At 61.1% G+C, this 21,590-nt stretch carries 19 protein-coding genes; 10 read left to right on the top strand and 9 right to left on the bottom strand.

Annotated features, from left to right (window positions below):
* Position 1: 1 nt before the first annotated feature.
* Genes HBO19_RS09770 through HBO19_RS09755 form a run of 4 tightly spaced genes read left to right on the top strand, consistent with a single transcriptional unit; the run spans position 2 to position 3,900 of the window.
* Entirely contained in the window at positions 2-769 is a 768-nt protein-coding gene (locus tag HBO19_RS09770) for an SDR family NAD(P)-dependent oxidoreductase (RefSeq protein WP_170057402.1), read from the top strand.
* A gap of 12 nt (positions 770-781) precedes the next feature.
* Positions 782-1,975, top strand: coding sequence for an acetyl-CoA C-acyltransferase (locus HBO19_RS09765; RefSeq protein WP_170057401.1), 1,194 nt, complete (start codon positions 782-784; stop codon positions 1,973-1,975).
* Positions 1,976-1,984: 9 nt separating this feature from the next.
* On the top strand, positions 1,985-3,112 hold the full coding sequence (locus HBO19_RS09760) for an acyl-CoA dehydrogenase (RefSeq protein ID WP_170041494.1): 1,128 nt from the start codon (positions 1,985-1,987) through the stop codon (positions 3,110-3,112).
* A gap of 14 nt (positions 3,113-3,126) precedes the next feature.
* The gene (locus HBO19_RS09755; RefSeq protein WP_169952477.1) at positions 3,127-3,900 is read left to right on the top strand and encodes an enoyl-CoA hydratase; all 774 of its coding nucleotides are present in this window, start codon (positions 3,127-3,129) and stop codon (positions 3,898-3,900) included.
* Between the two features lie 66 nt (positions 3,901-3,966).
* Here the strand turns inward: HBO19_RS09755 and HBO19_RS09750 are convergent, their stop codons facing one another.
* A complete protein-coding gene (locus HBO19_RS09750; protein ID WP_170057400.1) occupies positions 3,967-7,500 on the bottom strand; it encodes a membrane-targeted effector domain-containing toxin in 3,534 nt (1,177 codons plus the stop codon).
* Between the two features lie 266 nt (positions 7,501-7,766).
* Between HBO19_RS09750 and HBO19_RS09745 the strand changes: the two genes are divergently transcribed.
* The gene (locus tag HBO19_RS09745; RefSeq protein WP_057440092.1) at positions 7,767-7,961 is read left to right on the top strand and encodes a hypothetical protein; all 195 of its coding nucleotides are present in this window, start codon (positions 7,767-7,769) and stop codon (positions 7,959-7,961) included.
* 1 nt (position 7,962) lies between these two features.
* On the opposite strand, the gene HBO19_RS09740 is transcribed toward HBO19_RS09745, so the two are convergent.
* Positions 7,963-8,343 (bottom strand): fe2+ zn2+ uptake regulation protein, encoded by a 381-nt coding sequence (locus tag HBO19_RS09740; protein WP_169952473.1) that lies wholly within the window; start codon positions 8,341-8,343, stop codon positions 7,963-7,965.
* 252 nt (positions 8,344-8,595) lie between these two features.
* On the opposite strand from HBO19_RS09740, the gene HBO19_RS09735 reads away from it, so the two are divergent.
* Positions 8,596-10,884, top strand: a complete 2,289-nt coding sequence (locus tag HBO19_RS09735) for an acylase (RefSeq protein WP_170057399.1) — start codon at positions 8,596-8,598, stop codon at positions 10,882-10,884.
* Between the two features lie 5 nt (positions 10,885-10,889).
* On the opposite strand, the gene HBO19_RS09730 is transcribed toward HBO19_RS09735, so the two are convergent.
* From HBO19_RS09730 to HBO19_RS09720, 3 genes are all read right to left on the bottom strand, one after another.
* Entirely contained in the window at positions 10,890-11,414 is a 525-nt protein-coding gene (locus HBO19_RS09730; RefSeq protein ID WP_170041626.1) for an AAA family ATPase, read from the bottom strand.
* Positions 11,411-11,974, bottom strand: a complete 564-nt coding sequence (gene pnuC / locus HBO19_RS09725; RefSeq protein ID WP_169952469.1) for a nicotinamide riboside transporter PnuC — start codon at positions 11,972-11,974, stop codon at positions 11,411-11,413. Before pnuC ends, HBO19_RS09730 begins: the two co-directional genes overlap by 4 nt.
* A gap of 104 nt (positions 11,975-12,078) precedes the next feature.
* Positions 12,079-13,713, bottom strand: coding sequence for a methyl-accepting chemotaxis protein (locus tag HBO19_RS09720; RefSeq protein WP_170041491.1), 1,635 nt, complete (start codon positions 13,711-13,713; stop codon positions 12,079-12,081).
* A gap of 250 nt (positions 13,714-13,963) precedes the next feature.
* Between HBO19_RS09720 and HBO19_RS09715 the strand changes: the two genes are divergently transcribed.
* The gene (locus HBO19_RS09715) at positions 13,964-14,794 is read left to right on the top strand and encodes an undecaprenyl-diphosphate phosphatase (RefSeq protein ID WP_169952464.1); all 831 of its coding nucleotides are present in this window, start codon (positions 13,964-13,966) and stop codon (positions 14,792-14,794) included.
* On the top strand, positions 14,794-15,177 hold the full coding sequence (locus tag HBO19_RS09710; RefSeq protein ID WP_169952859.1) for a DUF1294 domain-containing protein: 384 nt from the start codon (positions 14,794-14,796) through the stop codon (positions 15,175-15,177). Before HBO19_RS09715 ends, HBO19_RS09710 begins: the two co-directional genes overlap by 1 nt.
* Positions 15,178-15,267: 90 nt before the next feature.
* On the opposite strand, the gene HBO19_RS09705 is transcribed toward HBO19_RS09710, so the two are convergent.
* Both HBO19_RS09705 and HBO19_RS09700 read right to left on the bottom strand, forming a co-directional pair.
* On the bottom strand, positions 15,268-15,618 hold the full coding sequence (locus HBO19_RS09705) for an MmcQ/YjbR family DNA-binding protein (protein WP_057440098.1): 351 nt from the start codon (positions 15,616-15,618) through the stop codon (positions 15,268-15,270).
* An 11-nt stretch (positions 15,619-15,629) separates the two neighbouring features.
* Positions 15,630-16,538, bottom strand: a complete 909-nt coding sequence (locus HBO19_RS09700) for a LysR substrate-binding domain-containing protein (RefSeq protein ID WP_170041490.1) — start codon at positions 16,536-16,538, stop codon at positions 15,630-15,632.
* Positions 16,539-16,664: 126 nt separating this feature from the next.
* On the opposite strand from HBO19_RS09700, the gene HBO19_RS09695 reads away from it, so the two are divergent.
* Both HBO19_RS09695 and HBO19_RS09690 read left to right on the top strand, forming a co-directional pair.
* The gene (locus HBO19_RS09695) at positions 16,665-17,276 is read left to right on the top strand and encodes an FMN-dependent NADH-azoreductase (protein ID WP_169952460.1); all 612 of its coding nucleotides are present in this window, start codon (positions 16,665-16,667) and stop codon (positions 17,274-17,276) included.
* 181 nt (positions 17,277-17,457) lie between these two features.
* Complete coding sequence (locus tag HBO19_RS09690) at positions 17,458-18,495, top strand: dienelactone hydrolase (RefSeq protein WP_169952457.1); 1,038 nt, start codon at positions 17,458-17,460, stop codon at positions 18,493-18,495.
* On the opposite strand, the gene HBO19_RS09685 is transcribed toward HBO19_RS09690, so the two are convergent.
* On the bottom strand, positions 18,489-19,661 hold the full coding sequence (locus tag HBO19_RS09685; RefSeq protein ID WP_170041489.1) for an MFS transporter: 1,173 nt from the start codon (positions 19,659-19,661) through the stop codon (positions 18,489-18,491). The two genes, HBO19_RS09690 and HBO19_RS09685, sit on opposite strands and share 7 nt — an antisense overlap.
* A gap of 177 nt (positions 19,662-19,838) precedes the next feature.
* Positions 19,839-21,425, bottom strand: coding sequence for an ABC-F family ATPase (locus tag HBO19_RS09680; RefSeq protein WP_082445592.1), 1,587 nt, complete (start codon positions 21,423-21,425; stop codon positions 19,839-19,841).
* Positions 21,426-21,590 lie beyond the last annotated feature (165 nt).

Here is a 21,590-nt window from a genome sequence, read left to right as displayed (position 1 = left end):
GATGCAGATTGAAAACAAGGTATTTATGGTCAGCGGTGGCGCTTCGGGCCTCGGCGCGGCCACTGCCCAGATGCTGGTGGCGGCGGGCGCCAAGGTGATGCTGGTGGACCTGAACGCCGACGCCGTGGCAGCCCAGGCTGCAAAGCTGGGCGCGCCGGCGCGCAGCGTGGTGGCGGATATCAGCCAGGAAGCCGCCGCCGAAGCGGCAGTACAAGCAACGGTTGCAGCGTTTGGCGGCCTGCATGGGCTGATCAACTGCGCAGGCGTGGTGCGTGGCGAGAAAATCCTCGGCAAGAACGGCCCGCATGGGTTGGCCAGCTTTGCCCAGGTGATCAACGTCAACCTGGTCGGCAGTTTCAACCTGCTGCGCCTGGCGGCGGCGGCGATTGCCGAAACCCCGGCCGATGCCGACGGTGAGCGCGGCGTGATCATCAACACCGCTTCGGTGGCGGCCTTCGACGGGCAGATCGGCCAGGCTGCGTATGCGGCGTCCAAGGGCGCGATTGCCAGCCTGACCCTGCCGGCCGCCCGTGAACTGGCGCGCTTCGGCATCCGCGTGATGACCATCGCCCCGGGCATCTTTGAAACGCCGATGATGGCCGGCATGACCCCGGAAGTTCGCGATGCCCTGGCCGCCGGTGTGCCGTTCCCGCCACGCCTGGGCAAGCCGGCCGAGTACGCCGCGCTGGTCCGGCACATCATTGAAAACAGCATGCTCAATGGCGAGGTGATCCGTCTTGACGGTGCCTTGCGCATGGCGGCCAAGTAAGGAGGATTTGTCATGACTCAGCTCCACGACCCGATTGTTATTGTCAGCGCCGTACGTACACCCATGGGCGGCTTCCAGGGCGAACTCAAGAGCCTGACCGCGCCGCAACTGGGCGCCGCCGCGATTCGCGCCGCCGTCGAGCGCGCCGGTATCGCCCACGACGCCGTGGATGAAGTGCTGTTCGGTTGCGTGCTGCCCGCAGGTCTCGGCCAGGCGCCGGCACGCCAGGCGGCGCTGGGGGCCGGCCTGGATAAATCGACACGTTGTACCACCCTCAACAAGATGTGCGGTTCGGGCATGCAAGCGACGATTCTCGCCCATGACTCGCTGCTGGCCGGCAGCGTGCAGGTGGTGATTGTAGGCGGCATGGAGAGCATGTCCAACGCGCCTTACCTGCTGGACCGTGCGCGCAGCGGCTACCGCATGGGCCATGGCCGGGTCCTGGACCATATGTTCCTCGATGGCCTCGAAGACGCCTATGACAAGGGCCGCCTGATGGGCACCTTTGCCGAGGATTGTGCCGAAGCCAATGGCTTTACTCGCGAAGCCCAGGATGCCTTTGCCATTGCCTCGCTGACCCGCGCGCAGCAGGCAATCAGTGCCGGGCGTTTCAGCGCCGAGATCGTCCCGGTGCAGGTCACCGTGGGCAAGGAACAAAAGACCATCACTGACGACGAGCAGCCGCCCAAGGCGCGCCTGGACAAGATCGCCACCTTGAAGCCGGCGTTCCGCGAAGGCGGCACGGTGACGGCGGCCAACTCCAGCTCGATCTCCGACGGTGCGGCGGCTTTGCTTTTGATGCGCCAGTCCGAAGCGCAAAAGCGCGGGCTCAAGCCCCTGGCAGTGATCCACGGCCACGCGGCCTTTGCCGATGAGCCGGGGCTGTTCCCGGTGGCGCCAGTGGGGGCGATTCGCAAGCTGATGAGCAAGACCGGCTGGAGCCTGGGTGACGTCGACCTGTTCGAGATCAACGAGGCCTTTGCCGTGGTCAGCCTGGTGACCATGAGCAAGCTGGAAATCCCCCACGACAAGGTCAACGTCCACGGTGGCGCGTGCGCCCTGGGGCATCCGATTGGCGCATCCGGTGCGCGGATCCTCGTGACCCTGCTTTCGGCGCTGCGCCAGCGGGGCCTCAAGCGCGGCGTTGCCGCCATCTGCATCGGCGGCGGTGAAGCCACGGCCATGGCCGTCGAGTGCCTGGATTAAGGAAGCTATATGTTGCCCAATGACGAACAACTGCAAATCAGCGACGCGGCCCGGCAATTCGCCCAGGAGCGGCTCAAACCTTTCGCTGCCGAGTGGGACCGCGAGCATCGCTTCCCCAGGGAGGCTATCGCTGAGATGGCCGAGCTGGGCTTTTTCGGCATGCTCGTGCCGGAACAGTGGGGCGGCTGCGACACTGGGTACCTGGCCTATGCCATGGCCCTGGAAGAAGTAGCGGCCGGTGATGGCGCCTGCTCGACCATCATGAGCGTGCACAATTCGGTGGGCTGCGTGCCCATCCTCAAGTTCGGCAATGACCAGCAGAAAGAGCAATTCCTCAAGCCCCTGGCCAGCGGCGCGATGCTCGGTGCGTTTGCCCTCACCGAGCCCCAGGCCGGGTCCGATGCCAGCAGCCTGAAGACCCGCGCGCGCCTGGAGGGCGATCACTACGTGCTCAATGGCTGCAAACAGTTCATCACCTCCGGGCAGAACGCCGGGGTGGTGATTGTGTTTGCCGTGACCGATCCTGCGGCCGGCAAGCGTGGGATCAGCGCGTTTATCGTGCCCACCGCCTCGCCTGGCTACACCGTCGCGCGGGTCGAGGACAAGCTTGGCCAGCATGCATCCGACACCTGCCAGATTCTGTTTGAGGATGTGAAGGTGCCGGTCGCCAACCGCCTGGGCGAGGAGGGCGAAGGTTACAAAATCGCCCTGGCTAACCTTGAGGGCGGTCGCGTGGGCATTGCCTCGCAATCGGTGGGCATGGCCCGCGCCGCGTTTGAAGCGGCCCGTGATTACGCCCGCGAGCGGGAAAGCTTCGGCAAGCCGCTGATCGAGCATCAGGCCGTGGCGTTTCGCCTGGCGGACATGGCCACCCAGATCGCCGTGGCCCGGCAGATGGTGCACTACGCCGCCGCCCTGCGCGACAGCGGCAAGCCTGCGCTGGTGGAGGCGTCCATGGCCAAGCTGTTTGCCTCGGAAATGGCTGAGAAAGTCTGTTCTGCCGCCTTGCAAACCCTGGGCGGATACGGTTACCTGAGCGACTTCCCGCTGGAGCGGATCTACCGTGATGTGCGGGTCTGCCAGATTTATGAAGGCACCAGTGATATTCAGCGCATGGTCATTTCGCGCAATCTTTGAAGAGGAACGGATCAATGAGTTATGAAACCATTTTGCTCGACGTTCAAGGCCGTGTCGGGCTGATTACCCTCAATCGCCCGCAAGCGCTGAATGCCTTGAACGCGCAATTGGTCAGCGAAGTGAACCAGGCCCTGGACAGCCTGGAAGCCAATCCCGAGATCGGCTGCATCGTGTTGACCGGCTCCAAGAAAGCCTTTGCCGCTGGCGCCGATATCAAGGAAATGGCCGAGCTGACCTACCCGCAGATCTACCTCGACGACCTGTTCAGCGACAGCGACCGTGTGGCCAACCGCCGCAAGCCGATCATCGCGGCGGTCAACGGTTTTGCCCTGGGTGGCGGCTGCGAACTGGCGTTGATGTGCGACTTTATCCTGGCCGGCGATACGGCCAAGTTCGGCCAGCCGGAAGTCAACCTCGGCGTCCTGCCGGGCATGGGCGGCACCCAGCGCCTGACCCGTGCGGTGGGCAAGGCCAAGGCCATGGAAATGTGCCTGACCGGGCGTTTTATCGATGCGGTGGAGGCCGAGCGTTGCGGCATCGTCGCGCGGATTGTGCCGGCGGACGAACTGCTGGACGAGGCGCTCAAGGTTGCGGCGCTGATCGCCAGCAAATCGGTACCGATCAGCATGATGGTCAAGGAAAGCGTGAACCGCGCTTTTGAAGTCAGCCTTTCGGAAGGTGTGCGTTTTGAGCGCCGGGTGTTCCACGCAGCCTTTGCCACTCAGGATCAGAAGGAAGGCATGGCCGCGTTCGTGGCCAAGCGCACTCCAGAGTTCAAGGACAAGTAATGCGCGGGTAGAATCATCTGAAATACAGGTCCGGCGTAGGACCTGTGTTTCATATCTATATGCTGATCAAGGCTGGGGGTGCCTGACCTGAAACGAGATTGTCAGGTCTCCCATCGGAGTCGTCGGACCCGGTACGTGGCCCGGTGGCACAACAAACGTATTGGTCAATCCATCGCTGGGACCGGTCATTTTTTTTGGAAAAATGCCGATGCTCAGGCCTCCAGTCAATTCAGCCATGCCGGGCACCCCCAACTGGGTATTTGTATGGAACCGGCCGACCAAGGCGATCCACTTCTCACCGCCGCTGGTTGCCTTGATGGTTTGTGCGGCGTAATAGTTGAATCGTTCGAGCCGCTCCTTGGCATCAGCAACGCTGTATTCTTTTGTGGAGAGTGTTGGGTTATATCGTTGTGTTAAATAGACATGGTCCAGAGGAAGTACCTCTATGCCATTTTCTTCGAATTTGCGTTTGAGTTCTTCAAAGTTCGGTTGGGTGCGTTTCTGGTTTGTGTCCCCAAGCCAGCCGATACCGTCGTCCCTGATGCCTGAAGGGTAATCCGCCACGCCTTCGATATAGACCCTTTTTACTTTTTGCCGAACGAATAAATCCATGTTGTCGTAGAGGAGTTGGAAGCTGGCCCTTTCTCCATGGTTCTCTCCAAACACCAGGCCATCGGATGCCTGTAATCCTTTGGTGATTACTTCTGATGCTGGAACGGGGGTGGGGATAGATGGAATCGCAGGCCGTGGTGGGATGTTGCCTGCATTTGCCGAGTTGAAGTAGGCATGCATATCGCTCTCAAATTTCAACGCGGTATCGACTAACGCATTTTGGCTTGAGAAGTGCTCACCCTGCCATTTTCCCTTCATGCTAAGTGCGTAATCCCCGCTGGGTAGTGCTTTTGGCGGCGGTGGTGGGGCCGCTGGGTAGACCTTGCGCCAGATTCGTTGCAGCGGGTTGTAGCGCCGAGAGTGTGGATGATGCAGGGTGAGCCAATCACGATTGACTGGCATCAACGTGTTCAAGGGGGTGAAATCTTCAAGAGGGCTGCCATAGGCCTGTTGGGTACCTTCATCGTAGGCGTACCATTTGCCCTGTTGCTGCACCGCGAGCGTGTCGCCGGATTGGTCGGCGTACTTGAATGTGCCTGTTGCTGCAGCGTCGTATTTTTGGCTGGCGGCCACCAAGTCATAGCTGTCTGCGCTGCCCCGCAGCGCTTGTATCTTATGGGCTGCTCCCTTGGCGCCCGTTTTGGCGAGTCGCGCTGTGCCCATCAGTAAGTCTCCTACGCCGCTCAGAGGGTTCAGGGCCTCGATAGCGCTGACGCCAATCGCTCTTGCCAGTCCCAGTGCCTTGGCCGTGCTGGACGTTGCCGTCGATACCACTTTCCCTGCCCTGGCAGACGTTGCCGCGCCTGCGGTCAGAAAACCCAGCAGGTCCAGCCCCAAATCCATCACGCCGTCGGCGTAGTTGCCCTGTTGAAAGTTGACAATGGCCGATCTCAGCGGAATCAGGTTCAACAGCAATTCATTGACCTTGTCTCGCGAGGCTTGCTCCTCGTCAAAGGTGGTGACCCCCCGCGCCTGTTTGAGCACGTCTGCGTTATCCAGGTCAAAGGCCTCGACAAACGCATCAGCGATATCCTGCGTCCTGACGCTGGAAAAACTCTGTGGCGGCAACGCACTGCCGGGAGTTGCGTCCAGCCGCGCTGGGCGTTCGGCATCGCCGATGTTGAACTCCTCTGTTCTATGGAGCCTGTTGGCGTTACGGAACTCTGTCAGCGACAGTTTTCCCCGGGCGATAGCACCTTTTGCCAGATCAACTTCATACACGATTGGAGGGTTATCGCGTCCGACTTTGATCAGCATTTTTTTGCTTTTTGAAGTGAGGGCGGGCGGCGAAAAAAAATCCGTCGCGATGGTATACGTCCTTTCTTGATAGAAGTGGATCTCCCCCGACTCAAGGTTTTTACGATCGGCTAACGGTAACTGGGCAATCATGTGTTTTATCGCGGTTTTAATGCCTTGTTTTTGTACGCTGATAGTGTCGTCGAATGCTGTTTTGAAACTGTCGAATACGTTGACTTTCTCGCGCGCGTTAAGGCTGTCGATCGGGATGCGACTGTCCGTCGTTTTCCATTTGGGAACGTCGTGATGGTCCATCATCGCGATGTCCAGCATCGAGTAGGTGCCCTGATGAATCTTGGCGCTGCGAAAGTAATAATCAGCCTTGATACATTTTTCTTCGAAGGGAATGCCTTTGCCAAATTGTTGCTCAAGCTTGGCCAGCGCGATTTGCTTCAGGTCGGGTATGGGCGTGCGCAGCTGGCTCGAAGCAGTTGCCCGCTCATCCAGTTGCTGGTTGAAGTCGCTGCGGGCGCGTTCGATTTCAGCGCTGCTGTAAAGGCTGTCATCTTTTTTATCGAGAACGCCGTTGGCAACCGCCCAGTCAATTAACACAGCCGTTTGGGTTGCATCGTAAACAGATGCATCGCTGGCATCGGCGACGCTCATGACCTGGGCGTAACTCATCTGTGGCGTAACGCCTGGTGTGCTGGCTTCTATCTTTGCCACCGCCAGGTGAAAGCTGGCCCAGGACTGGCTGCCATAGGTCACTTTGTCAGGGATATCCTTGACCAGGAACTGAGGTGCAAGACGCGCCAGCAACAGATGCGCTCCCAGTTGAGCGGTCGCCATGGTGGCCTTGCCGGTCGTGACCAGATGGTTGCGCAGGGCGTTGACAATAGAGGAGGGCGACTTGCCCCAATGTTGCTCCTGGGCGAGGTCAAAGCCTGCGACTGTATTTCTCTGGGGGTGGCTGATGGATTCTGAATCGAGCCCCAGGTTGATTGCTGTCAACACGTAGTCGCGGGTGCTGCTTGGTGTCTGGACACCGTTAAGATGAGTTTGGATTGCCTGCCCCAGCGCTTGCCCGCGGGGTGACTGGATAAGTTTTTCCAGCGCCTGGCCGGGGTCCTGGAGTTCGGCCCCGGACAACGGCACGGCGTCGGCAAGATAACCCAGCGGCCCGGCGCGATGGTCTATCAAGGGGAGGTCTGATAAGCCTGCCGAGTTGGTCGTGAAGAGCGTGAGGACAGACTGCTGTTGCGAAACGCTCAGGGGTAAAGGCCAGGACAGTCCACCACCGTAATTGCCGTATGGCGGCTGCAACGCCTGAATTGCCATAGCTTTAGCCAGGTCCAACAATTCGGTTCGGGTACGCGGCAGTCTGACCTCGCTCTTTATCAAGAACCGTTCAAGGTCGACGGTGGTTGTATCCCGGGAAGGTTGTTGCTGAACATACGAAGAGTCGACGTCAGGGGTAAACGTCACCCCGGCCAACGCTGACGCCACGGCTTGCGCGTCGGCTTCGGGTGCCAGGCCTTGGGCCGCCTGGTCAAGAAGCTGCGTCAGGGATTGCCAGTTACGCTGGTCCCCAAGGGCCCGCTTCAGGTCGGGGCTGCGGGTTTCTGCCTGGGTAGGTGGCGTGTTGTGCACGACGGTTGATGGCTCAACCGCTGCCTGGAGCGCCCTGGGGGAAGGGGATATTCCGTTTGTCGCAAAACCTGGAGTGAAAGGTATTACTGCAATTGGGGGCATCGCGGTTCACCTGTGTGGGACGACACTTCTGAAAGCATTCAGGCCTTCAGTTTTCCCAGGCTAAGTGGCGAAGCTGGTCCGATTTATCCCACGGTGAATTGTCAACAGAGATAACTGGCAGGTGATCGGGTGCAAGACAAGCCAAAGTGGCTGATCGCCTGTAACATGAATTCACGCCCACCCTGAGTCATCCCCGAAATAGGGTATGCCCTTGGCATGGCTTGCGATAAACAGTGGATACAACTTTCAGGTTTCAGGAACCCGTCATGACCCAGAAGCAACGCTTGATTTACTCGATTCTAATTTCCCTGGTCGTCCTCGGCACGATGTTTGGCCTGTCCTATTTGCAGAACATCGGCGCCATCAGTGAGAAGACGTTCCAGTACATCGCCATTGCCGTGGCAGTGATTGTGGTGGTGATCAACGGCATCATGCGCCGCAAGGTCAAGCCCAACCTGTAAGTCAGGCACCGGAATCCAGGACCTTCACAGCCTCTTCATGGAGGCTGTAGCTTTTATCGCTGTTGAGGGTGATCAAGCCCTCGCTGCACAGGCGCTTGAGCACCTCGCGCACACTGAGAAACGATAACGGGATGCCCAGTTCCAGCAAATGGCTGTGCACGCCCCGTACCCCCAGCGAGCGGCCGTTGTCGGCTGCCGTGAGCAGGGCGTCGATGACTTTCAGCCGGATCAGGCTGGTGCGCAACCCAAAACACTTGAGCAGATGCCGGATGCGTTGGTTGCCTTGATGCTCGGTTGCCTTGGCGAAGGCTTGGGTATCCGCGCCGAAAGCGGCGTCGTGTGCCATAAAATGTCCGTCCGTGGGCAGTTGCGGGTTGTACATGCAAAAACTCCTTATCAGAGCCTGATCAGGAAAATGATGGTGCTCTTAGTTAATAAGACGTATGAGCCGCGCAAATCATGAAGTCCAACCTGTATAAATTTTGTCAGTATCACGTCTGTCACATTCCTGGCGCCGGTAAATAAGCTGCGCGCGGCCTAAATTTCTGCGGATTTCTACGTCTCTATCCATGGGCTGGCATTGGCGAGTCGGCCCCGCCTTGGGCGTTCAATTTGGCTTGATGATGGGGTCTGCGTGATTATTTCCAACGGGTTGTCCAGGGTTTGCGTGGCGGGTGTGTTGCTGGGGGTGAGCCTGTGTGCGACGGCCCGCCAGGTGAGCGACGTGCAGGCGGGTGCGCTGAACGCCGATATCCGCCGCACCGGGTTTGGTATCCCGCATATCCGCGCCAACGATGAGCGAGGCCTGGGGTATGGCATCGGCTATGCCTACGCGCAGGACAACCTGTGCCTGTTGGCCAACGAAGTGGTGACGGTCAATGGCCAGCGCGCTCGCTACTTCGGTGCCGAGCAGGCGACCCTGGAAGAGCGCAACAACCTGACCAGCGATGTGTTCTTTACTTGGCTCAATACGCCCGAAGCAGTGACGGCATTCTGGAAGGCTCAGACCCCGCAGATGCAGCAGCGTCTTGCAGGTTATGTGGCGGGGTACAACCGTTACCTGCAAGAACGCGGGACAAAGGACCGGCCGATGCAGTGCCAGGGCGCCTGGGTGCGGCCAATCACTACCAATGACCTGGTCAAGCTGACCCGCAGGTTGTTGGTGGAAGGTGGGGTGGGGCAATTTGCCGAGGCCTTGGCGGGGGCGACACCGCCCCAGCCAGGCGTGGCGGTGCAGGGCAATGCGCGAGCGTTTGAGGTCGCCACCTTGAAGCAGCAGCGCTTTGCCCTGGATCGCGGCAGCAACGCCGTGGCGGTGGGCAGCGAGCGCTCGTTCAATGGACGCGGCATGTTATTGGCCAATCCGCATTTCCCATGGATCGGCGGCATGCGCTTTTATCAGATGCACCTGACCATCCCTGGCCAGTTGGATGTAATGGGCGCCGCCTTGCCGGGCCTGCCGGTGGTCAATATCGGCTTCAACCAGCATGTGGCCTGGACCCATACGGTGGACACATCCAAACATTTCACCCTGTATCGCCTGACCCTGGACCCGAAGGACCCGACCCGCTACTTGCTTGACGGCAAGTCGATCCCCCTGCAGAAAACCCAGGTGACCGTGCAGGTCAAGGGCGCCGAGCCCCACACCCAGACGGTCTACAGTTCGCAGTTCGGGCCGGTGGTGCAATGGCCGGGCAAGCTCGACTGGAACGGGCAATACGCTTTCAGCCTGCGTGATGCCAACCTGGGTAATGACCGCGTACTGCAACAGTGGTACGCGATGAACCAGGCCCGCAGCCTCAAGGACTTGCAAGCCTCGGTACACCGCCTGCAAGGCATTCCCTGGGTCAACACCCTGGCAGCGGACGATCAGGGGCAGAGCCTGTACATGAACCTGTCGGTGGTGCCGAACGTCAGTGCAAAAAAACTCGAGCAATGCAGCGACCCGCGTGCAGGCCTGCAGATGATCATGCTCGACGGTGCCCACAGTGCCTGCGCCTGGGATATCGACCCGCGCGCGGCGCAGCCGGGGATCTTCGCCGCTGATCAACTGCCGCAGCTGGAACGCCGGGATTACGTACAACACTCCAATGATTCGGCCTGGATGGCCAACCCCAAGGCGCCGCTGGCCGGCTTCTCGCCGGTGATCAGCCAGGATCACATAGCCCTGGGCGCCCGTTCGCGTTTTGCCTTGCAGCGCTTGCAGGACCTGGGCAAACAGCCGATCACCATCGCTGACCTGCAACATATGGTGCTGGACAACCAGGTGTACCTGGCCGGCCAGGTGATACCGGATTTGCTCAAGTTCTGCGCGCAACAGACGGATGAAACCCTGAAACCCCTGTGCACCCGCCTCAAGGACTGGGACCAGAAAGCCAACCTCGACAGCGGCCTGGGCCTGGTGCATTTCATCCAGGTCATGGAGCACATGCAGCAAGTGCCGGATGTGTGGCGCGTTGCGTTCGACCCGGATCACGCGCAAACCACCCCACGCGGCTTGCTCATCGAACAGCCGCAGGTGACCAAGGCATTGCGTGAGGCGATGCTGGCGTCAATCGCCCAAGTGAGCGAGTCGGGCTTGCAGGAGGGCGCGCGCTGGGGCGATATCCAGGTCTCGGGCAGCACGCCGATGCATGGTGGGCCGCAGGAGCTGGGCATCTACAACGCCATGCAAAGCGTGCCGAGGGCAGATGGCAAGCGCGAGGTGGTCAGCGGCAGTAGTTACTTGCAGATCGTCACTTTCGACGACCAGGGGCCCAAGGCCGAAGGCGTGTTGGCGTTCTCGCTGTCCAGCGATCCGGCGTCGCCTCACTTCAAGGACCAGACCCAGGCGTTTTCCGCGAAAAAACTCAGCCCGTTGCCGTTTACCGAGCAGCAGATCAAGGCTGATCCGCAGTATCAACGGCAGGTGATCCACGAGTAGGGGATTTAGTCGGCGAGCAGGCGCGTCACGGCGGCAAAGGCCTGGTCATGCCGCGCCTGCCAATCCCCGCCAATCACCTTGAAGGGCTGGTGATGCTGCTCCAGCCAGTCGCGGCTGGCCTGGAAGAAGGCCTGGCGGTCTGCCAGGTCTGGCTGGCAGCGCTGGCCATCGGCGGTCCAGCCAATGCCTTCGGGCGACAGCAGCAGGTGCAGGTCGTAGTGGCGGGCCAGCAGCGCCTCATCGAGCCATGCCGGGGCATCGCCAAACAGGGTCAGGCTCCAGAGCTTGTTGGTCAGCAAGTGGGTGTCGAGGATCAACAGTTGCGGCTGCCGGGCGCGGCCGGCATCTTCCCAGGCCAGTTGGCCACGGGCGATGTCCGGGATGTCGGCCAGGGTCGTGTCACGCTGGTAATGGTCGATGAAATAGCGCACATATTCGCCCACCAGCACCGCGCCGAAATGCGCTTGCAGCTGCTCGGCCAGCCAGCTCTTACCGCTGGACTCGGGGCCTGCCATCACCAGCACCTTCATGTGCGCAACGCCGGGTCGGCGCGCCATTCGCGCCAGCCTTGCACGGCAATCACGGTGAACAAGGCGTAGAGCGCGGCTGTCAGGTACAGCCCTTTGTAGACAAACAGGCCGACAAAAATCACATCGACCACAATCCACAGCGCCCAGCATTGCACGCGTTTTTGCGCCATCCACATCTGCGCCACCAGGCTGAAACCGGTCAGGGCGGCATCCAGCCACGGTTGCGCGGCATCGGTCCAGTGGGCCATGGCGGCGCCCAGCAGCAGGCTGCCCACGGCGCCAATGGTCAGGCTCAGGAGGATGGCCTGGCCGCCAAGACGGGTGACCTGGCGCCCTTGCTTGACCTCGCCGGCGCGGGTCCACTGCCACCAACCGTAGACTTGCAGGCCGGCGTAGACCACTTGCAGCAGCATGTCCGAATACAGCTTCACTTCGAAGAACACCCAGGTGTACAGCAGCACCATGACCAGGCCGATCGGCCAGCACCATGGGTTCTGCTTGACCGTCAGCCAGACGGCAATCACCCCCAGCGCGGCGGCAAACAGTTCAAGCCCGGACATGGGATTCCTTGGAAGAGTCGAAGAGGAGGGCGATTGTACCCAACCTCCCAGGCAAATGCAGAACCCCTGTAGGCGCTGGCAAGCCAGCCCCTACACAGTGGGCGTTAGACCTTGAACTGGCGCAGCAGGCCGTTGAGCTCTTCGCTCAAGTCCTTCAGGTGCACGCTGGCCACACTCGACTGCTGGGCTGCCAGCGCAGTGCTGTGGGACAGGCCGGCAGCCTGGGTCACGTTCTGGTTGATGTCTTCCACCACATGGGCCTGTTGCAGGGTTGCGCTGGCAATCGAGGCGTTGAGGCCGTTGAGGTTGCGCAGGGCCTGGCCGATGGCATTCAGGCTGGCGCCCGCCTGGCCGGCTTGTTCGATGGTCAATTGCGAGGCCTGGTGGCTGTCGCTGATCACCTTGACTGCCGCTTCGGAATGCCCTTGCAGGCGTTCGATCATGCTCTGGATTTCGGCGGTGGACTTTTGCGTACGCTGGGCCAGCAGGCGCACCTCATCGGCAACCACGGCAAAACCACGGCCCTGTTCGCCAGCGCGGGCGGCTTCGATGGCGGCGTTGAGGGCCAGCAGGTTGGTCTGGTCGGCAATCGAGCGAATCACCTCCAGCACCCCGCCAATCTGCGTGCTTTCGGTGGACAGGGTGCGGATCACTTCCACCGCCTGGCTGATGGTGCCGGACAGCGCGTCGATCTGTTGCAGGCTGCCGTCGATATTGACCTGGCCCTGTTCGGCCTGGGTCTGGGCATCGCGCATTTCGCTGGCGGCGTGTTCGGCATTCTTGGCCACGTCCTGCACGCCGTAGGTCACTTCGTTAATAGCGGTGGCCACCAACTCCATCTGCTGGGACTGCTGCTGGCTGCGGTCATGGGCCTGGCTGGCGTTGCTGCCCAGTTCGGCGGACGACTGGCCCAGGGCATTGGCGCACACCTGCAACTGGCTGACCACCTGGCGCAGCTTGGCAGTGAAGGTGTTGAAGTGCCGCGACAGTTGCGTGACCTCGTCCTGGCCATGGGTGTCGAGGCTGCGGGTCAGGTCGCTTTCACCGCTGGCGATGTTGGCCATGGCATGCACCGCTTCTTGCAGCGGGCGCACGATGCTGCGGGCAATCAGCACCACCAGCAGGGCCATGATCAGCGCAATGCCCAGGCCGATCAGCGAGGCTTCCCACACCTGGCCACGGAACTGTGCCTGCACATCATCTACATAGACGCCGGAGCCGATGATCCAGCCCCAGGGTTCGAACAACTGGATATAAGAGGTCTTGGCCACGGGCTCAGCCGCGCCAGGTTTCGGCCAACGGTAATCGACCATGCCGGCGCCCTTGGCCTTGGCCAGGGTGACGAATTCGTTGAACACCGCAAAGCCGTCCGGATCACGGATGGCCGAGAGGTTCTGGCCGTCAAGCTTGGGGTTGGCCGGGTGCATGATCATCACCGGCGTCAGGTCATTGATCCAGAAATAGTCATCCTGGTCATAGCGCAGCCCGCGCACCACGCTCAGGGCTTGCTTCTGCGCGGCTTCGCGGGTCAGTACGCCGGTGGTTTCGAGGCTGTGATAAAAATTCAGAATCCCGCTGGCGGTCTGTACCACATGCTGGGTCTGCTGGCTCTTGGCCTGGTAGAGGTCGTCGTGGATCTGCTTGAGCATCAGCAAACCCAGGGTCAGCAACATCAACACGGCGACTATCAGGATCATCCAGAGGCGCCGGCTGATCGACATATTGCGCAAACTATTCATAGTCTTGTCACTCCGCGTTCTTATAATTTTCGGTGCTGCGTTGATCAGCCAGTGATAACGCGAAGCGAAATCCGGGCTTGTCTGATAGGCTTTCGGCCCGGAATCAAAAAACCTGAGTGCTGCCTGATTTTTCACAGAATTTTTGCAGTTCAGCCTTGATCCTGCGCGCGGCCTTGCAGCGTGCTCATCGTTAGTGAACACCTAGAAAATATCAACGAGGCATGCCGTCGCATGACCTTTTGGGGGAATAATGGATCTTTGGACCGCCTTTCAGGCACTGATACTTGGCATTGTCGAAGGGCTGACGGAGTTCTTGCCGATCTCCAGTACCGGGCACCAGATTATCGTCGCCGATTTGCTCGACTTCGGTGGCGAACGCGCCATGGCGTTCAACATCATCATTCAACTGGGCGCCATCCTGGCGGTGGTCTGGGAGTTCCGGCGCAAGATCCTTGACGTGGTGACCGGCCTGCCGACCCAGCGCAACGCCCAGCGCTTTACCATCAACCTGCTGATCGCCTTCCTGCCGGCGGTGGTGCTGGGGGTGATTTTTGCCGACCTGATCCACGAATACTTGTTCAACCCGATCACCGTGGCCACTGCGCTGGTGATCGGTGGGGTGATCATGTTGTGGGCCGAGCGCCGCGAGCATGTCATCCATGCCGAAACCGTCGATGACATCACCTGGAAAGACGCCTTGAAAGTCGGCTTTGCCCAGTGCCTGGCGATGATTCCGGGCACGTCGCGTTCCGGTTCGACCATCATCGGTGGCCTGCTGTTCGGCCTGTCGCGCAAGACGGCGACCGAGTTCTCGTTCTTCCTGGCAATGCCAACCATGGTCGGCGCGGCGGTGTATTCGGGCTACAAGTACCGTGAGCTGTTCCAGCCTGCGGACCTGCCGGTGTTCGCCCTCGGCTTTGTGGTCTCGTTCATCTTCGCGATGATTGCGGTGCGCGGTCTGCTCAAGTTCATCGCCAGCCACAGCTACGCAGTGTTTGCCTGGTACCGCATTGCGTTCGGCTTGCTGATCCTGGCCACCTGGCAGTTCGGCTGGATTGACTGGGCGGCGGCCAAGGCGTGATGACCATCCAGCATCCGCGCTTCAAGGCCCTGGTGTTTGTGCTGTTGTGTGCCGTGCCGTTGTTTGGCGCGGCACTGCTGGCGTATCGCGGGGTGTCGCTGATCCCGCTGGCGGCCTATGGGCTGGTCAGTGTGGTGACGTTTTGCTTGTACTGGAGCGACAAGCGCAAGGCCCAGAGCGACAGCTGGCGCACCCCGGAAAAGATCCTGCACGCGATGGAGCTGGCCGGTGGCTGGCCCGGTGCGTTGGTGGCACAGCAGGTGTTTCGCCACAAGACGCGCAAGGTGTCGTATCAGGTGGTGTTCTGGTTGATCGTGGTGCTGCACCAGGTGTTCTGGATCGATCAATTGTTTCTGGGTGGCACGCTGCTGGCGGTCTTCTAGCTGTGTGGGGCTTGGGAGCGAAGCTGCGCTCCCACAGGGGTATGTGCATGTCTCGATGATCAAGTTGTGTGCAAGACGACCTGGACTGGCTTACTCGTCCAGCCTCAGGCCGATCTGCGTACGCTTGGGCAGTTTGCTCACCACCAACTGGTGGGAGCGCTGCAGCAAACCGCGCAACTCCTCGCCGCCCAGCGGGTAGGGCAGTTGCATGATGATCCACTGCGCGCGTGCCAGGTACGGCGCCGGGTGGATGCCCGGGCGGTCCACGTGGCCGAGGAACAGCTCCTTGTCGACCTTGAACGCCAGGGAGTCACCCCGCAGGTTCTGCAACGCGAACATCTTGTTGCCGGCAATCGAGAACACCCGCACTCCACCCCATTTGTAATCCTCGCGCGCACCGGGCAGGCCCAGGCAGAACTGGGCGACGTCGTCTTCGGTCATGATCCGGGTGTTCATAGCAGGCGATCTCCGCAATTGTTGAAGGCGTGGGCCAAAAAGTCGATCCAGGCGCGCACCGCTGGGGATACGCCGCGTCGGTGCGGGTACACCGCTTGCAGCCAGCCGCCAGGCAGTGACCATTCGGGTAGCAATTGCACCAGCTGGCCGGTTTCCAACTCCTGCTCGCAGTACATCATCGGCAGCACGGTGAAACCCAGGCCGGCGAGGGCGCTGGCCTTGCGCACCAGGAAGTCGTCGATGCCCAGGCGTGCCTCCATGGCCAGGTCGGTGGCATTGCCGGCAGGGTCGAGCATGCGCAGGTGGACCATGCGGTCGGCTTCCAGGGCGCCCAATACCGGCAGGTGCTTGAGGTCGGCTGGGGTGTTGATCTGATGGCCACGCACAAACTCGGGGCTGGCGACCATGGCCGTCTGCGCCTGACGCAGGCGGCGGGTCACCAGCAGCGGGTCTTCGTCCCCCAGTTCGCGCACGCGCAGGGCCACGTCCACGCCCTCGGCTACCAGGTCGACGCGGCGATTGATCAGCATCATCTCCAATTGCACCAGCGGGTGGGCTGCGAGAAATTGCGCCACCACCGTCGGCAGGATTTCGTGGGCCAGGCCCACCGGGCAACTGACGCGCAGGCGGCCACGGGGCTCGCTGGACATGTTGGCCACGGCTTCGTCGGCCATTTCCGCTTCCAGCAGCATCGCCTGGCAATGCCCCAGGTAGCGTTCGCCGACGGCGGTCAGGGTCAGTTGCCGGGTGGTGCGCTGCAACAGGCGGGCGCCGAGGCGTTCCTCCAGTTCGGCAATGCGCCGTGACAGCCGCGACTTGGGGATCCCCAGCAGCCGGCCAGCGGCCGCGAAGCCACCGGCTTCCACCACCTTGGCGAAATAGTAGAGGTCATTGAGGTCTTGCATGTTGGGCCTATTGTCCTGTCAGTGGGACGAACTATCGCATTTTAACCGGCTAATCGGCTATTGGATTGATCTGTAGGATTCTCTCCATCAGATCGCCCGGTGGCGGTCCTCACTTGGAGATCCCACATGAAACTCTTGCATATCGATTCCAGCATCCTCGGCGACAACTCGGTATCCCGTCAGTTGAGCCGCGAAGTGGTCAAGGCCTGGCAAGCGGCCGAGCCGGGTGTGGAAGTTACCTACCGCGACTTGGCCAGCGAAGGGATCAACCATTTTTCCGGGATCACCCTGGGCGCCCTGGGCACCGCTGCCGAACTGCGTGATGCGGTGCAGAAGCACGAAGCCGACCTGAGCGCCTCGACCCTGGCCGAGTTCCTGGCGGCCGACGCGGTGGTCATCGCCGCGCCGATGTACAACTTCACCATCCCCACCCAACTCAAGGCCTGGATCGACCGCATTGCTGTTGCTGGCCAGACGTTCCGCTACACCGAAGCCGGCCCGCAAGGCCTGTGCGGCAACAAGAAAGTCATCGTGGTCTCCACCGCCGGTGGCCTGCACGTGGGCCAGCCGACCGGTGTGGCGCACGAGGATTACTTGAAGGTGCTGCTGGGCTTCTTCGGCATTACCGACGTTGAGTTCGTACGTGCCCACGGCCTGGCCTATGGTGACGAAGCACGCAGCAAGGCGCTGAACGACGCCAATGCGCAGATCAGCGAGCAACTGTTCGTCGCTGCGTAGGAGATTTCACCGCGGCTCGCTATCAATCTGATTCGAGGCGCCTAAACTCTGTATTCTGCTGACCTGAAAACCAGCGGATTACGGAGTTTTTTGTTTTGGGTGGGCGAATCTGGCGCAGGTTATGCAACACAGGGCCATACCGCCCACTCGCAGGCGTCACGCAGCACAGGTGGACATCCCCATGATGCGTCTTTGTGCAGTCTTGCTGGTTTCCCTGTTCGGCGGCCTCGTTCCAGTGCACGCCGCCGTGGCCCCGCACCCCCATTGGAGCGTGGGCTATCACCGCATGAGCTTTCTCGACCCGCTGGATTCGCAGCCGATGAAAGCCATCGCCTTTTATCCGTCCACCGGCCGCGAACATATCAGCCAGGTGGGCGCCTATCGCGTCGCCGCCACCGAGGATGCCAAGGTCGCCATTGGCCGTTTCCCGCTGCTGATGTTGTCCCATGGCAACACCGGCACACCCCTGGCCTTGCACGATTTGGCGACGTCGCTGGCGCGCAAGGGGTTTGTGGTGGTGGCGGTGCTGCATCCTGGCGACAACTACAAGGACCACAGCCGCCTGGGCACCTTGAGCAACCTGTATGGCCGCCCGATCCAGATTTCGGCAGCGATTAGCGCCACCTTGGGCGACCCAATGCTGTCGCCGTTCGTCAATGTCGACCAGGTGGGCGTGATCGGCTATTCGGCGGGCGGCGAGACGGCGCTGATCCTGGCCGGGGCCAAGCCGGATTTCGAGCGTTTGCGCCGCTATTGCATGGAACGCCCCGAAGACCGTGACGCTTGCACGACCAAGGGCGAGCTGGTGGTCGACCGCGATGACCTGCAACCCCAGGCCGACTCCCGGATCCATGCGTTGATGCTCATGGCCCCGCTGAGCCTGATGTTTGGTCGGCACACCCTGGGCGACGTGCATGTGCCGGTGCTGCTGTATAGCGGCGACGGTGACAAGCTGGTGGCCGTGGATAAAAACGCCGCCGCCCTGGCGCGCAAGCTGCCGCAGCCGCCGGATTTCAAGCTGTTGGCCGGGGCCGGGCACTTTATCTTCATGGCTCCTTGCGATGATGAGCAGTTGGCGCTGATGCCGGCGCTGTGTACGGATGCCGATGGGGTGGACCGCGAGGGCATTCACCGTGACCTGATTTCCGAGGCCGGGCGTTTTTTCGGGCGCACCCTTGGCCAGCACTCGCGGGCCGGCCTACAGACCGCCGATCAATAGGCCCGGCGCATCAGCAGCAGGGTCAGGCCCAGGCCTGTGACGGACAGTAGCGCCGCGCCAAAGAAAATCCACGAGTAGCCCAGGTTCAACGCCACCGCGCCCATCAACGGCCCGGCAATCGCCAGCGCCAGGTCAAAAAACACCGCATAGGCACTCAGACCCGCGCCCCGGCTGCTGTTGGGCACCTGTTTGATGGCTTCGACACCCAACGCCGGGTACACCAGGGACAGGCCAAAGCCGGTGAGGCCGGCGCCGACCAGGGCGATGGCGGGAGAGGGTGCGAGCCATAGCAGGGCCAGGCCGAGGGTTTCCAGGGTCATGCAGGCAATCGCTGCGCGAAACCCGCCAAAGCGGTTGATGCTGGAGATAAACAGCAGGCGCGAGAGGATAAAGCAGATGCCAAACACCGTCAGGCACCAGGCGGCGCCGGTCCAGCCGCGGCTCAGGTAGAACAGGGTAATGAAGGTGGTCAGGGTGCCGTAGCCAATGGATGCCAGGCACAGGCTGGCGCCAAACGGTGCAATCCGCCCGAACACCGCCCAGAACGGCAGGCGCTCGCCGCGCACCACCGGCACCGAGGGCTTTTTGCGGATCAGCACCAGGCCCAGCCCGGCCAGCACCGCCAGCGCGATACCGAGGCTGTTGTAGCCATATTGCGCAACCATCACCACACCCAGCGGCGCACCAATGGCGATGGCGCCGTAGGACGCGATGCCGTTCCAGGAGATCGAGCGGGCGGTGTGTTCGGCGCCGACCTGGCCCATGCACCAACTGATAGTGCCGACACCGATCAGGCCCTGGGCCACGCCCAGCAGCACGCGGCCGACAATCAGAATTCCCAGGCTTAGATTGGGCAGGCTTTGCAGCGCAGTGGCGAGCAGGGTCAAGACGCCGCTGAGCAGGATGCCGCTCAAGCCGAGCACAATCGCGCGCTTGGTGCCGACGTTGTCCGACATGCGCCCGGCCATGGGCCGGCTGAGGAGGGTGGCCAGGTACTGCGAACCGATGGTGATGCCCGCCACTACCGCACTGAAGCCCAGTTGTTCATGGACGTAGCCGGGAATCACCGCAATCGGCAGGCCGATGCAGATAAACGCGATAAAGGTATAGAAGACGATGGAGACGATCTGCAGGGTGATCGACAGGGAGCTGGGGGCGGCAGGCATGGAGGCTCATTCGCGGCAGGGCGGTGAACCCATCATGGCAAGGGCTGGGGAGAAAAGGAAGCAGGCTAACAATCATTGGCTTGACGCTCCGTTGGTCGAGCCTGGAAATGCAAAAAGCCCCGTCACTGCTGACGGGGCTTTTACTTGCAGCGTGTAGCCAGCCGCTATTGGCTGCCCTTAAAACACCACGCCCTGGCTACGCAGGTAGTCGTCATAGGTGCCGCTGAAGTCGATCACGCCGCTTGGGCTCAGCTCGATGATACGGGTGGCCAGGGACGATACGAACTCACGGTCGTGGCTGACGAAGATCAGCGTGCCCGGGTAGTTCTCCAGCGCCAGGTTCAGCGCCTCGATGGATTCCATGTCCAAGTGGTTGGTCGGTTCATCCATGACCAGCACGTTGGGCTTTTGCAGGATCAGCTTGCCGAACAGCATGCGACCTTGCTCACCACCGGAGATGACCTTGACCGACTTGAGGATCTCGTCGTTGGAGAACAGCATGCGGCCGAGGGTGCCGCGGATCACTTGTTCGCCCTGGGCCCACTGGCCCATCCAGTCGAACAAGGTGACGTCGTCTTCGAAGTCGTGGGCATGGTCCTGGGCGTAGTAACCCAGCTCAGCCGCGTCGGTCCACTTCACGCTGCCGGCGTCCGGGGTCAGTTCGTTGACCAGGGTGCGCAGCAGGGTGGTCTTGCCGATACCGTTCGGGCCGATGATCGCCACGCGCTCGCCCGCTTCAACCTGGAAGCTGAAGTCCTTGAACAGGGTCTTGCCGTCAAAGCCCTTGGCCATGCGCTCGACGATGACCGCCTGGCGATGCAGCTTCTTGGTCTGCTCGAAGCGGATGAACGGGCTCACACGGCTCGAAGGCTTGACCTCGGCCAGTTGGATCTTGTCGATTGCCTTGGCGCGGGAAGTGGCCTGCTTGGCTTTCGACGCGTTGGCCGAGAAACGGCTGACGAACGATTGCAGTTCGGAGATCTGCGCTTTCTTCTTGGCGTTGTCCGACAGCAATTGCTCGCGGGACTGGGTGGCCACGGTCATGTACTCATCGTAGTTGCCCGGGAACAGGCGCAGCTCGCCGTAGTCCAGGTCAGCCATGTGCGTGCACACACTGTTCAGGAAGTGACGGTCGTGAGAGATGATGATCATCAGGCTGTTACGCTGGGTCAGGACGTTTTCCAGCCAGCGGATGGTGTTGATGTCCAGGTGGTTCGTCGGTTCGTCGAGCAGCAGCACTTCCGGATCCGAGAACAGCGCCTGGGCCAGCAGTACGCGCAGCTTCCAGCCTGGGGACACTTCGCTCATCGGGCCGAAGTGCTGCTCGATGCCGATACCCAGGCCCAGCAGCAGTTCACCGGCACGGGATTCGGCGGTGTAGCCGTCCATTTCGGCGAACTCGGTTTCCAACTCGGCCACCGCCATGCCGTCCTCTTCGCTCATTTCCGGCAGCGAGTAGATGCGATCGCGCTCGGCCTTGACCTTCCACAGCTCTTCGTGACCCATGATCACGGTGTCGATCACGTTGAATTCTTCGTAGGCGAACTGATCCTGGCGCAGTTTACCCAGGCGCACGTTCGGTTCCAGCATGACCTGGCCGCCGGACGGGTCGAGGTCGCCACCGAGGATTTTCATGAAGGTCGACTTGCCGCAACCGTTGGCACCGATCAAACCATAACGGTTACCGGCGCCGAACTTGACCGAGACGTTCTCAAACAGCGGCTTGGCGCCGAACTGCATGGTGATGTTAGCTGTGGAGATCAATTACTTTACCTATCAATAGCTTGGGGTGCGCTTATTTGGGCTGGGACCCATTCGGAGCCCGGGCCAACGGGCATGCGTCAACAGCGACATCAAGGCGTGAAGCCCAGTCGCCGAGCAGAAAATATGGGGTGCATGTTGGAATTTGGCGCGCATTGTCGCATATGT

This window comes from Pseudomonas sp. WS 5021, assembly GCF_012985535.1.
In the GTDB taxonomy this organism is placed as follows: Bacteria; Pseudomonadota; Gammaproteobacteria; order Pseudomonadales; family Pseudomonadaceae; genus Aquipseudomonas.
The sequence above is the reverse complement of the archived record's forward strand: the minus strand, read 5'-3'. Positions and strand labels throughout refer to the sequence as shown.